The following is a 13204-nucleotide window of genomic DNA, read 5'->3' as shown; positions in this document are numbered from 1 at the left end:
CCGAGCCGGCGGAGGTCGGAGCCCCGACCGTGACCGTCGTCGGCCATCCCCGGTCGGGGGCGATCAAGATCAAGCAGCGTCGCCGCCGAGGGGTGGGGCCTGGCGGCGGCCCGTCGGTCCGGGGAAGTCGGTCAGGAGAAGTCGAGCGACCCCGTCCGAGTCCGCTTGAGCTCGAAGAACTTCGGGTACCCGGCCAGCAGCCGGACCCCGTCGAAGACCCGTACGGCGTCCTCCCCGCGCGGGATCGCGCTCAGCACCGGGCCGAAGAAGGCGACGCCGTCCACGTGGATGGTCGGGGTGCCGACCTCCTCGCCGACCGGGTCCATGCCCTCGTGGTGGCTCTTGCGCAGCGCGATGTCGTACGCGGTGCTGTCGGCCGCCTCGGCGAGCTCCTCGGGCAGGCCGGCCGCGACCAGGGCCTCGCGGATGAGGGTGTCGTCGGCGGCGCGGTCCTGGTCGTGCAGACGGGTGCCGAGCTCGGTGTAGAGGTCGCGCAGGACGTGCTCGCCGTGCTTCTCGGCGGCGGCGATGCAGACCCGGACGGGGCCCCAGCCCGTGGTCATCAGACGCTGGTAGCGCTCGGGCAGGTCGGTGCGGCCCTCGTTGAGGACGGACAGGCTCATCACCCGGAAGCTGAGGTCCAGCTCGCGCTGCTTCTCGACCTCCAGGATCCACCGGGAGGTGATCCAGGCGAAGGGGCAGACAGGATCGAAGTAGAAGTCGACTTTGGTGGCGTTCTCGTTCATATCGACGATCCTAGGGCCCGATTGGACCACTCCTCAGGGCCAATCACCGCCCACCACCATGGGCCACTTCTCAGCTGCAGGTGGTCCCGTCCGCCGGCACCGTGCCGTCCAGCAGGTAGGCGTCCACGGTCCGCTTCAGGCAGGGGTTGCCGGTGTTGTACCCGCCGTGGCCCTCGCCCTTCAGTGTCACCATGACGCCGACGCCCGCTCCCAGCTGCTGCGCCATCGTGCGGGCACCCTCGACCGGGGTGGCCGGGTCGCCGGTGGTGCCGACCACCACGATCGGGGCGGCGCCCTCGGCCGAGACCTCCGGGTGGTCGGTCTTTCCGGGGACGGGCCAGCCGGTGCAGCCGGTCAGGCCCCAGGCGGTGAAGGGGCCGAACACCGGGGAGGCGGTGCGGAACTGCGGCAGCTGCTGCTCGACGTCCTGGTCGGAGTAGCGCTGCCGGGCGTCCACGCAGGAGATCGCCCGATTGGCCGCGTTCAGGTTGTTGTAGCGCCCCTGCTGGTCGCGCCCGAGCAGCGAGTCGGCCAGCTGGAGCAGCGTGTTGCCGGTGCCCTGCTGCATCGCCTCGGTGAGCCCGGAGGCCAGCACGGGCCAGGTCTGCTGGCTGTACAGCGCGGCCGCGATGCCGGTGATGGCCAGGCTCTCGGTGAGCTTGCGCCCGCTGTCGGTGGGCAGCGGCGACTGCGCGAGCTTCTGCAGCAGGCCGGTGATCTTCGCCGTGCCCTCGGCGCCGCCGTTGCCGGTCGGGCAGGCGATCGCGGCCTGGGTGGCGCAGGCCTTCATGAAGTTGCCGAGGGCGAGTTGAAAGCCCTGGGCCTGGCCGAGCGCGTCCTGCTGCGGGTCCTTGCTCGGGTCGACCACCGAGTCCAGGACGAGCCGGCCGACCTCCTTCGGGAACAGGTGCGCGTAGACGCCGCCGAGCTGGGTGCCGTAGCTGATGCCGAAGTAGAAGAGCTTCTGGTCGCCGAGCACCTGCCGCATCAGGTCGAGGTCGCGGGCGGCGCTCTCGGTGTCCACGTAGGGCAGCACCGGGCCGGAGTTGCGCTCGCAGGCGGCGGCGAACTGCGCGTTGGCGTCGTCCAGCGCCTTGACCCCCGCCGGGGTGTCGGGGGTGCTGTCGAGGGCCACGTTGACGTCCATCGCCCGGTCGCCCAGACACTTCACCCCGGCGCTGTCGCCGACCCCGCGCGGGTCGAAACTGACCAGGTCGTAGCGGGTGTTGAGGGAGGCGTAGGCGCTGGCGAAGGCGGGCAGGGTGGCCACGCCGGAGGCGCCGGGGCCGCCGAAGTTGAAGAACAGCGAGCCGATCCGGTGCTGTTCGTCCTTGGCCTTGCTGCGGATGAGCGCGAGGTCGACGGTCCCGCCGTCCGGCTTGGAGTGGTCCAGCGGGGCCTTGAGAGTGGCGCACTGCCAGTCGTTCCCGGGCGCGGCGCCGCCGCCCTGGGCGGCGCTCGGGGCCGGGCAGGGGCGCCAGACCAGTTGCTGGGCGGCCAGGCCGGTGGCGGTGGCGCCGGTGGCCGGGGAGGTCGGCGCGGGCTCGGCGGCGGAGCTGCTCTCGCTCCGGCAGCCGGCGGCGGGGGCCAGCAGCAGTGCGGCCAGGCCGAGCGCGCCGGCGCCGCGGACGACGGTGTGCATGGAGCGGTCCACCTCTCGGGGTCTGCCGCGCGGCGCGGTCTCGGGCCCGCCGCGCACCGGCGCGCGGCGGGCGGCGTACGCCCCGGCGCGCGGCACCGTCGACGCACCACAGACCCTAGGGGCCACGGCGCGGCAATGCTCGCCGGAAGCCCCGGACGGGGGGCGTGCGCCGTCCGGACTGCCACCGGCCGACCGGGTGAGGGTTCAACCGGCCCACCGGGTGGCAGCCTCACCGCCGGCCACCCGCGCCGGGGCCGCAGCCGCGGGCACGGAGGGCAGACGCATCGAGCGGCGACACCGCTGTCCCGGCAGTGGACGCGGCGGGAGAATCAGGCGGCGGCGCGGCTGCGCACGGCGGCCGTCGCCGCTCGAGGGCGGGCTACGCAGGTCAGGCGGGTTTCGCGGGCCAGGCGGCCAGGCGCGTCAGACCGACGGCCGGAGGGCGGCCATGGCCTCGTCGATCCGTCCGAGCTTCAGCAGCAGCGGCGCGAGCAGCAGGCGGTCCGCCGCAACGGCGGGAACCGCGACAGCCTCCTCCAGGCGGCCGGCGTCAGCGAGCAGCGACGCCAACTCGCCCGCCGCGTACGGGGCATCGAGATCGGCCCGCAGCTCCTCGATCGCCTGCTCCAGGCGGCCGCAGGCGGCGAGCAGTCGGGGCCGGAGCCGGACGTACTCCCACTCCGGCGCACCGAACCTGGCGAGCACACCGTCCAGGTACGCCAGCCCCTCCTCGGCACGCCGCTGGTCGACGTACAGCTCGCACAGGGTGGAGACGATCCGGTCCTCATCGCCGCCCCTCGCCCACGGCAGGGCGCGCAGCACCTCGATCGCCTCGTCCCCCCGCCCGTGCCGGGCCAGGAGTCGGGCGAGCAGCACCGCCTGGTTCGGCGACTGCGCCGCGCGCGCCCGGTAGACCTCGACCGCGCCCTCGATGTCGCCGCGCAGCTCCAGCAGTTCGGCCAGGGCGGTCGCGGCGTTCCCGAGCGGGTCCTCCGCCGCGTAGGCCCGCAGCTCCTCGACGCGGTCGTGTCGCGCCAGCAGGTCGGCCAGCCGGTCACGGCCGTTGCCGGAGGTGGTCTCCCGGGTGCGCAGCAGGGCGATCGCCTCGTCCACCCGGCCCTGCCGCTCGCGGACGGCGGCCAGCAGGCCGACGGCGTCGTCGGGCTCGGGGACGCCGAGCTCCGCGTTCGGCCGGCGCTCGGCCGTCGCCTCGATCCTGGCCCCGAGCAGCTCCGCGACCTCCTCGTCCCGGCCGAGCCCCCCGGTCACGTCGACCAGCGCCGCCGCGAACTCCGCCTCCTCGATGTGCGGCCGGAGCAGCTCGAACGCCTCCTCCCCCCGCCCGTGCCGCGCGAGCAGCCGGGCGAGGTGCTCGAACGCCGCGCCCTCGCCGACGCCCACCTCGGAGAGCACCTGGGCGAAGGCGATCGCCTCCTCCTCGTAGCCCCACCGTTCCAGCAACTCGGCGTGCGCGCGGGCCGCGTCCCAGGAGCCCGCCTCGATGTACGGGGCGAGCACGGCCAGGGCGTCGTCCTGCCGGTCCTCGGCGGCCAACTGCTCCACCCACGCCCGGGCGCAGTGCCAGTCGCCGGACGACGCCTCCTGTCGCACCCGGTCGAGGTGGCCGTGCTCGATGAGCCGGGCGACCAGGTCGGAGGGGATCCAGTCCACGTGCGTACCGCGGGCCCGACGGTCGAATTCAGCGGCATCCATGATCGCGAACCTTACCGTCCGAAGGCGACGTCCTCGGCAACTTGGCCGGATCCGTGCGCGACCGACATCACAGCGGCACCCGCAGTCACGCCCCCCGGGCGGCGTCCGCCGTCGGAGCGGCGTCTCCCGTTCGCGGTGAGGACCCGCTCCGGAACCTCAGCGCGGCCCCAGCCCCGGCGTGCCGCGCACCACGTAGGCGGGCAGCCGCAGCTCGCCCAGCACCGCCCGGGGCAGGAGCAGCCCGAACCGCCGCCCGACCACGCCGAGGGCCCGGCGCCGGACGGCCCCGGCGCGCTCGCCCCCGGGAGCGCAGTGGGTGATGCCGTCGGCCTCCAGGACCTGCGCGGCGACCAGCTCGGGCAGCAGCAGATCGGGCTCCTGCCCCCAGCGCCAGCGCTCCTCGCCCAGGCCGAAGCCGCACAGCACGGCGCCGTCCCGGGCGTAGTCGAGCAGGGCCGGCGGCTGCTCCGGCATCGGGCGGAAGTGCACCACCTCGGCGCCGCGTCGGGCTATCTCGGTGAGCAACTCACCACCGGTCGAGTCGCCGTACTCGATCGCGAAGGACCAGCCGCCCGCCTCGCCGACCCGGATCACACCGTCGCCGTCGCCACCGGGGCGGTAGCCCTCGATGTCCAGGTCCCAGATCTCCGTCCCGCTGATCGGCCCGGTGACGCCCGCCGGGTCGGCCCCCATCCGGCGGGCGAGCTCCTCGGGCGGGATGCCCCGGGCGAACACCACCCCGTCGACCTCGGCACCGGCGTCCGCCAGCCACTGGATGTCGTCCCGCCGGGTGCCGTTCGGCGGGGTGCCGTCCCGCAGGGTGCCGCCACCGCCCCGCCCCTCGCCCCCGCGTGCACCGTCGCCCATGACGTCCCTCCCCTTCACGCCGGCCCGCGATGGACAGGCGCAGCCGGACGCACCCTAGCCGACACCACCGACATGCAGCACCGACAGGCGGGCAGAGGTTGGTGCGGCAGGTGAACTCACCTGCGGTGAGCCGCCGTTCAGCCGCAGTCGCCGCCGCCCGACGGAGGGCTGTCCGCGGTGCTCCGCCCCGACCGACGCCTCCGGGGCCGACCCGAACCGAGGCGCACTGCGGAGCCGCCCTCGCCGCCCGATCGAGCACCCCGGCGAACCCGTGTGGCTAGAACTCCCCGGCCACCCCCAGGTCCTGCCGCATCGCATGCCGCATGATCTTGATCAGCGCCCACAGCTCGTCCTGCGCCTCGGTGGCGGATCGCAGGCTCTCACCGGGCCTCGCATCGCCTTGTTCCAGGCGCTTGACCATCCCGTAGACGCGGGTGAGCGCCTGATTCGCCGTGTCGCCCGGGGCGATCACGACATCGGGAGCGATCATCAGCGTCTCGGACCAGTGGTTGCGGTGCGCGTCCTTGGCCTCCTCCAGCGCCCGGATGTCGCCCTCCTCGGGCGTCCGGTCGCGCAGGACGTGCAGGTGCCGGTTGAGCGCGGTCGCGAACTGCCGTGCGTCACGGTACAGCCGGGTGTAGCAGCCGCGCCGCAGGGCGAGGTTCTCACGGGTGTCCTGGAAGGCCTGGCCGAGCTCCAACTCGCGCCGCTTGGCCCGTTCGGCACCCCGCTGGGTGAGCAGCGCGGCCCCGAGGGTCCCCGCCACACCGGTCACTGCGATCGCCACTGCTGCTATGTCCACCCGGTCACCCTAGTCAGCGCCCCCAACCGCCCGCTCGGGAAGTCGGACCCGCCGACTTCCCGAGCGACCGGCCACGGCCGTCAGGCGCTGCGCCGCCCTGCGGCTCGACGCATCAGGGGGGCGTAGACCGCGGCGGCCACGAGCACGCTGAGCGTGCGCCGGATCCGGATGCCGACCGCCTGCAGGGCGAGGCCCGCGCTGTACGCGGTGAGGGCGTTGACGGCGATGGTGCCGACGACCAGGGAGAGCAGGAAGACCGGGATGAGCCAGCCGGGCAGGATCTTCTGGAGGGCGGCCTGCGGGTCGGTCATGTCGACGATCTCGGCTGGACGGCCCTGCTGGAGGCGGTCCTGCTCGGCGACGGCGGCCCCGCCCACCGGGAGATCGTCGACATCCTCCTGGCCCACGGCGCCGACCCGCTCCTCCCGGACGCCGACGGCACCACGGCCCGCACCCACGCCGAGCGGCGGGGCTTCCCGGAGATCGCGGCCGCCCTGCTCGCCGCGGAGGGCCGGACGCTCAACCCCTGACCCCTCACCCCCAGCCGGGCACCGGCGGCAGCGGCCACGGCGGCAGAACCGGCGGCGGACCGTCCGAGCACAGGTCCGCCGCCGGACCACGCCCGGCGAACCAGGCGAGCAGCGCGTGCCCCGGGCCGCGCACCACCGGGCCCTGCTCGCCGAGGGTCCAGGTACGGCCGAGGTCCTCGGCCTCGATCCGGGCGACCGCGACCCGCCGCGCGGCCAGCGCCGCCACGCTCTCCTCCAACGCCCGCCGGACGAAGGCCTCCGGCCAACTCCGCGCCGAGTAGCCGAGGTTCAGGTCCACATGGTGCACCTCAAGCTCACGCCAGGCCCGCCACAGGAGGTACCAGGCCGGGTGCCGCCACCCCGCCAGCGCGGCGACCAGCACCGCCCTGCGCTCGGCGGGCAGCGCCGCCGCGTCCGCGAGCAGCCCGTCCAGACTGCCCCGCAGGTCCGTGACCAGCGCGCCGGCGCCCCGCCCCGCGCCCTCGCGCAACCGCCGTTCCAGCTCGGCGGAGTCGGCGCGCGGCCCGGGCGGCGTGCCGGTACGGGCCACGGCGAGCATCCACCGGTACGCGTCGGCGCTGCGGGCGAGGTGGGTGAGGACGTGCCCCCGACTCCAACCGGGCAGCGGCGACGGTTCCCGGGCCTCCCGGTCGGTCAGCGTCCCGACACTCGCGCCGAGCCGCTCCGCCGAGGCCCGGACCGCCTCCAGCAGGCCCGCGTACTCCGTCTCCACGTCGATCTAACGCCCCGCCTCGGCCAGCGACTTGACGCCCTCCAGGGTCGCCGTCATCCCGCCGCGCAACTCATCCAGCCGAAAGGCGACGATCTTCTCCTCCAGCTCCGGCCTGGCCTCGATGGCCAGGGTGACGCCGCTGCGGCCGGGGCCGATGACCACCGACTGGCGCACCCGGGTGCCACCGTCCTCGGGAGTCAGGTCGAAGCGCCACCGGGCCAGCGCACCGGGCACCTCCGACACCGGGTCGCCGTACCGGCCGTCCACGTCCATGACGGCCCAGGCGAAGGCGCGGCACTCCGTCAGTTCGATCACCTCGGAGACCGTCCGCCAGTCGCGCATGTTCACCCGGCGGTTGTGCCCCTCGAAGCGCGCGCCCACCACGGGACCGTCCGCGCCGTCCAGCCAGGCGACCTGCTGGAGCTCCGGGCTGAGCCGGGCGGGCAGGGCGATGTCGGTCACCAACCCCCAGACCCGCTCCACCTCAGCCCCGACGATCACCTCGCACTGCGCGCCCGGACCATCGGCGTACCGCATGCCGCTCCCCCTCCGTACCTGATGTCGCTCACGTACCTGATGCAGCCGATCCAGCGAACTCCTACGGGTCGACACCCGCCGTACCCCCGCCTCGGCGTCCGGAACACCGCGAAGGCAGCGGGCGGGTTGCCGCCCTTCTCGCGGGCCCTGCGATCGATGATCGATCCTGCCGGACATCCAAGTCAATCCACCGGTTTGCTGGGACACTTCCAAGCATTACCTTGGATCCCCGTGACCCTTGACGACCTCCGTGTCTTCGCCGCCGTCTGCCGGGCCGGCTCGCTCAGCGCCGTGGCCCGCGACCTGGCGTGCAGCCAGTCCGCCGTCAGCCAGCACGTGAAGCGGCTGGAGCGCGAACTCGGCCTCACCCTGATCGAGCGCCACCCGCGCGGCGTCGTCCCCACCAAGGCCGGACGCCATCTGCAGACGGCCGTGGCCACCGGCCTGGGCGGGATCGACCACGCGCTGCGCACCATCGCCGAACTCGCGCGCGGGGAAGGCGGATCGGTACGGATCACCACCGGCGCCACCAGTATCCGGCACTTCATGTCCGCGGCCGTGGTGGACTTCCGGCAGCGCTTCCCGCAGGTCAGCCTGGAGTTCCAGACCGGGGTCTCCAGCCGCAACTGCCTGGAGGCGCTCACCGCCGGGCACGTCGACCTGGCCTGGATCACCCTCGGCACCCCCGTCCGCGGCGTCGACCAGCGGCCCGTGGTGGACCTGCCCTGGGTCCTCGCCGTCGCGGCCAACGACCCGCTCGCCGCCCGGGACAGCGTCGAACCCGCCGACCTCCAGGACGCCCGGCTCATCGGGCTGCCGCAGAACTCGGTGTCCCGCTCCCAACTCGACGACTGGCTGGGCAAGTCGGGCATCCGGCCGGTCTTCGACACCAGCGTCACGGACTGGGACACCGCCATCCTGCTGGCCGAACTCGGCCTCGGCCAGGCCGTCGTACCCGCACTCCCCGAGTGGCAGGGCCCCGGCCACCCGGGCCTGCGGCTGCTGCCGCTGCCCGACCTGCCCGGCCTCACCGTCGGCTGGGCGCTGCGCGACTGGGACACCCTGGGCCCGCTGGCCCGGGCCTTCGCCGACACCGTCGCGGCCCACTGCGGGCGGGACGCGACACCCGCTGGCCCTCCGACCGCCGCCACTCCCTGACCGACGGTGCGCCACCGTCCAGGGCCCGCCGCAGGCCCTCCTCCCCCCGGGACGGCGCCCGGCAGCTCGGCGAAGTCCTCCGGCAGGACGTCCAGCAGGCTCCGCAGGTACTCCCCGGTCCGTACGGCCAGCAGCACCGCGCAGCGCAACTGGCCCGGCAGCTCCGGGCGGTGGCAGAGCACGTGCCACAGGGCCGGGCGCAGGTAGTGCCGTCCGCCGGGTGCCGCGTGAGCGCGCACCCACGCCGGGTCCAGCCGCTGACTGAGGCCGAGGTCGAGCGCCCGCTCCTCCAGCCGGAGCAGCGCGGGCGTGTCGAGGGCCTTCACCGCACGGGGAAGTTCACGTCTCCATCCTGACCGGCCGAGGTCGGCCGCCGGCCAGCGTCCCTTCGCCGCTCAGCGCGAGTGGAAGGAGTGGATGCGGCCGAACTCGGTGAAGCCCCGCCGTCCGTACCACTCCCGCGGCCAGTCGGCGGCCTCCGCGGCGAGGAAGAGCCGGGGGATGCCGGCGGCGGCCGCCAGCGCCAGGCCGGTGGCGAGCAGGGTGTCACCGTGGCCCGCACCGCGATGCCGGGTATCGGTGACCAGGTCCTCCAACTGGGCCAGCCCGGCAGCCCGGTCGAGGTAGAGGTCGCTCCAGCCCGCGATCCGCCCGTCCGGTGTCCGGGCGGCCAGGAAGTGCACCTGCTCGGCGCCGCGCAGCCGGGCGGCCCGGCGTTCGGTGAGCTGACGGGCGAGTTCCGCGTCCTCGTACCACTCCGACTGCTGACGCAGGACCGGCGCCCGCAGCTCGGCCAACTCGGCGGGGAGTGCGGCCGGTTCGGGCAGTTCACAGCCCTCCGTCTCGCGGGTCAGGAGCACGATGGCACCCGACTCGTACCCGGCCTCGGCCAGCGCCGGAGCGGCCCGCTCGCCCCACTCGTCGTCCAGCACGGTGATCGCGTACTGGCCGCGCCGCCCGAGCCACCGCGCCGCCAGCTCGGGCAGCATCGCCGGATCGGTGCCCGGCCCCGTGACGACCAGGTGGTTGTGCTCGTGGGAGCGGACGAACTCCTCGTCCCGGACCGCGAACACCCCGGGGAACTCGGGGGCTTCGACGATCTCGGCCGCCTGGCGGCGGGCGAAGGCGACATGGAAGGCGGTCACACGCGCAAGCAGATCGGACATCCCGCCATGATCGCCCCGCCGCCGCTCCGGGCCAAGCGAAATTTCAGCGGGCCTGCGAGCGGTCGAGGAACCGCCGCAGCCCGTCCCGGACGCCGTCCGTCGGCACGGTGGCGGCGAAGGCCGCCGCCTCGACCGCGAGGCCCTCGTCGATCGGCAGGTTGATCCCCCGGGTGACCGCCCGCAGGCAGGCCGCCACGGCGGTCGGCGCGTGTCGGATGATGCGGTCCGCCAGGTCCCGGGCCGAGTCGAGGAGTTCGTCGGCCGGAACGACCGAGTTGACCAGGCCGATCTCGGCGGCCCGGGCCGCCGGGATCGGGTCGCCGGTGAGGATCATCTCCAGCCCGCGCTTGCGACCGACGTGGCGCGGCAGCCGCTGTGAGCCGCCGAAGGGCGGCGGGAAGCCGAGGAAGATCTCCGGCTTGGCGAAGGTCGCGTGCTCGGCCGCGACCGCCAGTGGCGCGGCCTCGGTGATCTCGCAACCACCGCCGTACGCGAGCCCGTTGACGGCGACGATGACCGGCTTCGGGAACTCCTCGATCCGCCGGGTCAGCGTGTGGCCGCGCCGGACGAACTCGCGCAGCGCCCGCTCGGGCCCGCCCGCGATGCTGGCGGTCAGGGCCGGGATGTCCGCGCCCGCGCTGAACGCGCGCTGCCCGGCGCCGGTGAGGATGACGGCGCGGACGGTGTCGTCGGCGTCGATCCGGTCGAGTTCGGCGAGCAACGCGTCGATCGTCGGATAGTCGAGGGCGTTGAGCTTCTTCTCCCGGTCGATGGTGAGGGTGACGACGTGCTGGTCCCGCTCGCTGCGGACGGTCATGGCCGGATGCTCCCTTTCGCCTTGATCCTGCTCGTCGCAGGCTAGGAACACCGGCCCAGGACAATCCAGTTATTGTCATGGATACACTCCTGACGCGCTCCGCCCCACCCCCCGCCCAGCTCGGACCACGGAACGGCAGGCCACCCATGCGACCGCCCTCCTACAAGGCCGTCGTCGACGAGTACGCGGCCGCGATCCGCTCCGGTGCCCTGCCGGCCGGCACTCGGCTGCCGACCCACCGCGCACTCGCCCGGGAACGCCGGATCGCCCTCGCCACGGCCACCCGGGTGTACGCCGAACTGGGCGCCGCCGGGCTGGTGGTCGGCGAACAGGGCCGGGGCACCTTCGTCCGGGTCCGCTCCGGCTACGACGGCATCGAGCCCTCGCGCGCGCTCCCGGTGCCCCGGGTGGCCGACCTGTCCTTCAACCAGCCGCTCGCCCCCGGCCAGGGCGACCTGCTGCGCCAAGCCCTGCGCGCGCTCGCCACCTCCGGCGACGCCGAGGCCCTGCTGCGCCAGCACCCGCCGGGCGGCCACCGGCACGACCGGGCCGTCGTGGCCACCTACCTGCTGGACCGCGGGGTCGACACGGCGCCGGAGAACGTCCTGCTCACCAGCGGGGCGCAGCAGGCCCTGGACTGCGTCCTGCGCACGCTCACCCGCCCCGGGGACGTACTCGCCGTCGACGCGCTCAGCTACCCGGGCATCAAGCTGCTCGCCGCCGCCCACGGCCTCGACCCGGCCCCGGTCCCGGTCACCCCGGCCGGCCCGGACCTCGACGCGCTCGACCGCCTCTGCCGCGCCCGGCCGGTCCGCGCGGTGTACACGATCCCGACGGTCCACAACCCGCTCGGCTGGGTGCTGGACCGCACCCAGCGCGAGCGCCTCGCCGCGATCGCCGCCGAACACGACTGCACGCTGATCGAGGACGGCACCTACGCCTTCCTGGAGGCCGCACCGCCCCCGCCGCTGCACGCCCTCGCCCCCGACCGCACCTGCTACGTCGCCGGCCTGTCCAAGAACGTCGCCCCGGGCCTGCGGTTCGGCTTCGCCGTCCTGCCCGACCGCCACCTGCGCGCCGCCGCCACCCAGCTACGCGCGGCCGCCTGGGGCGCCCCCGGCCTGACGACGGCCCTCGCCACCGGCTGGCTCGCGGACGGCACGGTCGCCCGCCTCGAACAGCAACGCCGCACCGACGCCGCCGCCCGCCAGGCCCTCGCCCGAACCGCCCTGGCCGGCCTCGACGTCACGGCCCACCCCAGCTCCTACATCCAGTGGCTCACCCTGGAACCCCACCAACGCCCCGACCAGGTCGCCGCCCTCCTCGCCACCGAGGGCATCCTCATCTCCACCGCCGACGCCTTCGCCACCACCCCCCACCACCCCAACGCCGTCCGCCTCGCCCTCGCCACACCCCCACTCGACCGACTCCCCGAGGCCCTCCACCGCCTCCGCAGCACCATCGAGTCCATCGCCCCGTGAGCCCCCGCCGCACGAGAAGTCGACCGGGCCGACTTCCTACTCCGTCCCCGCCCCCGCCGCCCGCCCGAATCGGGCAGCCCACTCGCCGAGCAGCTCCCGCAGTTCGGGCGGCCGCACGACCTGGAACTCGGCGCCGAGCGAGCCCAGGGCCATCGCGGGCCAGTCCAGCGAGTCCGCCGTCATCACGAGCCGGCAGCGCTCGGCCCCGGCCTCCTCGACCTCGCCCCAGCGCCCCACGTGCGCACGCACGCGCTCGGCGGGCGCCTCCACCAGGGCCTCCACCCGGTGCGGCCGGGGCATGCCGCTGCGGCCGGCACGGACGAACTCGGCGGCGTCGGCTGCGGGGAGGGGCCGCTGGGCGAAGCGGGCACCGCTGCCCTGGGGGGTGGTGAGGCGGTCCAGGCGAAAGCTCCGCCAGGCGGCGCGGTCGAGGTCGTAGGCGACCAGGTACCAGCGCCGGTCCAGGCTGACCAGCCGGTGCGGCTCGACGTGGCGTTCGGTGCGGGACGCGGAGGCGGCGGTGTAGGAGAAACGGAGCCGTTCACCGTCGCGGCAGGCCAGGGCGACCACCGTGAGGACGTCCGGGTCGACGCCGGAGCCCGTGGAGGTGCCCCAGTCGACCGGGACGGTCATCGCGCGCAGCGCCTCGACCCGGCGACGCAGCCGGGCCGGCATCACCTGGACGACCTTGGCCAGCACCCGTACGGAGGCTTCGCCGACGCCCTCGACCGGGCTCTCGGCCGCCGCCTGCAGGCCCACCGCGAGTGCGACCGCCTCCTCGTCGTCGATGACCAGCGGTGGCAGCGCCGCGCCCGCCGCCAGTTGGTAGCCGCCGTCGACCCCGCGCTGGGCCTCGACGGGGTAGCCGAGTTCGCGCAGCCGGTCGACGTCGCGGCGCAGGGTGCGGACGGAGACGCCGAGTCGGTCGGCCAGTTCCTCGCCGGGCCAGTACCGGTGGGTCTGGAGCAGGGAGAGCAGTCGCAGCGTCCGGGTGCTGGTGTTCGCCATGCCC

At 74.7% G+C, this 13204-nt stretch carries 12 protein-coding genes and 2 pseudogenes; 3 read left to right on the top strand and 11 right to left on the bottom strand.

What is annotated here, in order from left to right; all coding sequences use genetic code 11:
- Positions 1-131: 131 nt before the first annotated feature.
- The 6 genes and pseudogenes from ACIRYZ_RS29485 to ACIRYZ_RS29460 form a co-directional block, all read right to left on the bottom strand.
- Positions 132-746: a disulfide bond formation protein DsbA gene (locus ACIRYZ_RS29485; RefSeq protein ID WP_393028987.1), complete on the bottom strand. Its 615-nt coding sequence runs from the start codon at positions 744-746 to the stop codon at positions 132-134.
- A 70-nt stretch (positions 747-816) separates the two neighbouring features.
- Positions 817-2388 (bottom strand): alpha/beta hydrolase, encoded by a 1572-nt coding sequence (locus ACIRYZ_RS29480; protein WP_402949883.1) that lies wholly within the window; start codon positions 2386-2388, stop codon positions 817-819.
- Between the two features lie 423 nt (positions 2389-2811).
- The gene (locus ACIRYZ_RS29475) at positions 2812-4101 is read right to left on the bottom strand and encodes a tetratricopeptide repeat protein (RefSeq protein WP_402949880.1); all 1290 of its coding nucleotides are present in this window, start codon (positions 4099-4101) and stop codon (positions 2812-2814) included.
- Between the two features lie 156 nt (positions 4102-4257).
- Positions 4258-4968 (bottom strand): DUF6461 domain-containing protein, encoded by a 711-nt coding sequence (locus tag ACIRYZ_RS29470; protein ID WP_402949877.1) that lies wholly within the window; start codon positions 4966-4968, stop codon positions 4258-4260.
- Between the two features lie 277 nt (positions 4969-5245).
- Positions 5246-5770, bottom strand: coding sequence for a hypothetical protein (locus ACIRYZ_RS29465; protein ID WP_402949874.1), 525 nt, complete (start codon positions 5768-5770; stop codon positions 5246-5248).
- 125 nt (positions 5771-5895) lie between these two features.
- A pseudogene (locus ACIRYZ_RS29460) lies at positions 5896-6096 on the bottom strand (nitrate reductase); the annotation flags it as partial.
- Between ACIRYZ_RS29460 and ACIRYZ_RS29455 the strand changes: the two are divergent.
- Positions 6067-6276, top strand: a pseudogene (locus tag ACIRYZ_RS29455) (hypothetical protein); the annotation flags it as partial. The pseudogenes ACIRYZ_RS29460 and ACIRYZ_RS29455 overlap by 30 nt on opposite strands.
- A gap of 28 nt (positions 6277-6304) precedes the next feature.
- Here the strand turns inward: ACIRYZ_RS29455 and ACIRYZ_RS29450 are convergent.
- Together ACIRYZ_RS29450 and ACIRYZ_RS29445 are read right to left on the bottom strand one after the other, a co-directional pair.
- Complete coding sequence (locus ACIRYZ_RS29450) at positions 6305-7033, bottom strand: maleylpyruvate isomerase family mycothiol-dependent enzyme (protein ID WP_402949871.1); 729 nt, start codon at positions 7031-7033, stop codon at positions 6305-6307.
- A 6-nt stretch (positions 7034-7039) separates the two neighbouring features.
- On the bottom strand, positions 7040-7570 hold the full coding sequence (locus ACIRYZ_RS29445) for an SRPBCC family protein (RefSeq protein WP_402949868.1): 531 nt from the start codon (positions 7568-7570) through the stop codon (positions 7040-7042).
- 231 nt (positions 7571-7801) lie between these two features.
- Here ACIRYZ_RS29445 and ACIRYZ_RS29440 point away from each other — a divergent pair, with 231 nt between their 5' ends.
- Positions 7802-8728: a LysR family transcriptional regulator gene (locus tag ACIRYZ_RS29440; protein WP_402949866.1), complete on the top strand. Its 927-nt coding sequence runs from the start codon at positions 7802-7804 to the stop codon at positions 8726-8728.
- A gap of 395 nt (positions 8729-9123) precedes the next feature.
- Here the strand turns inward: ACIRYZ_RS29440 and ACIRYZ_RS29435 are convergent, their stop codons facing one another.
- Positions 9124-9894 carry a GNAT family N-acetyltransferase gene (locus ACIRYZ_RS29435; protein ID WP_402949863.1) on the bottom strand — a complete coding sequence of 257 codons (771 nt, stop codon included), beginning with the start codon at positions 9892-9894 and terminating at the stop codon, positions 9124-9126.
- A 43-nt stretch (positions 9895-9937) separates the two neighbouring features.
- Complete coding sequence (locus tag ACIRYZ_RS29430) at positions 9938-10711, bottom strand: crotonase/enoyl-CoA hydratase family protein (RefSeq protein WP_402949860.1); 774 nt, start codon at positions 10709-10711, stop codon at positions 9938-9940.
- A 146-nt stretch (positions 10712-10857) separates the two neighbouring features.
- Between ACIRYZ_RS29430 and ACIRYZ_RS29425 the strand changes: the two genes are divergently transcribed.
- A complete protein-coding gene (locus tag ACIRYZ_RS29425) occupies positions 10858-12192 on the top strand; it encodes a PLP-dependent aminotransferase family protein (RefSeq protein WP_402949857.1) in 1335 nt (444 codons plus the stop codon).
- Positions 12193-12228: 36 nt separating this feature from the next.
- On the opposite strand, the gene ACIRYZ_RS29420 is transcribed toward ACIRYZ_RS29425, so the two are convergent.
- A complete protein-coding gene (locus tag ACIRYZ_RS29420; protein WP_402949855.1) occupies positions 12229-13200 on the bottom strand; it encodes a helix-turn-helix transcriptional regulator in 972 nt (323 codons plus the stop codon).
- Between the last annotated feature and the right edge of the window lie 4 nt (positions 13201-13204).

It is taken from the genome of Kitasatospora sp. NPDC101155, from assembly GCF_044768305.1.
GTDB lineage: Bacteria > Actinomycetota > Actinomycetes > Streptomycetales > Streptomycetaceae > Kitasatospora.
This window is presented reverse-complemented; position numbering and strand designations above follow the sequence as displayed.

Excerpts from the sequence above, each read along its gene's own strand:
- ACIRYZ_RS29445 (WP_402949868.1), bottom strand. The coding sequence starts at position 7,570 with ATGCGGTACGCCGATGGTCCGGGCGCGCAGTGCGAGGTGATCGTCGGG.
- ACIRYZ_RS29430 (WP_402949860.1), bottom strand. The coding sequence starts at position 10,711 with ATGACCGTCCGCAGCGAGCGGGACCAGCACGTCGTCACCCTCACCATC.
- ACIRYZ_RS29425 (WP_402949857.1), top strand. The coding sequence starts at position 10,858 with ATGCGACCGCCCTCCTACAAGGCCGTCGTCGACGAGTACGCGGCCGCG.
- ACIRYZ_RS29475 (WP_402949880.1), bottom strand. The coding sequence starts at position 4,101 with ATGGATGCCGCTGAATTCGACCGTCGGGCCCGCGGTACGCACGTGGAC.
- ACIRYZ_RS29480 (WP_402949883.1), bottom strand. The coding sequence starts at position 2,388 with ATGCACACCGTCGTCCGCGGCGCCGGCGCGCTCGGCCTGGCCGCACTG.
- ACIRYZ_RS29420 (WP_402949855.1), bottom strand. The coding sequence starts at position 13,200 with ATGGCGAACACCAGCACCCGGACGCTGCGACTGCTCTCCCTGCTCCAG.
- ACIRYZ_RS29485 (WP_393028987.1), bottom strand. The coding sequence starts at position 746 with ATGAACGAGAACGCCACCAAAGTCGACTTCTACTTCGATCCTGTCTGC.
- ACIRYZ_RS29435 (WP_402949863.1), bottom strand. The coding sequence starts at position 9,894 with ATGTCCGATCTGCTTGCGCGTGTGACCGCCTTCCATGTCGCCTTCGCC.
- ACIRYZ_RS29470 (WP_402949877.1), bottom strand. The coding sequence starts at position 4,968 with ATGGGCGACGGTGCACGCGGGGGCGAGGGGCGGGGCGGTGGCGGCACC.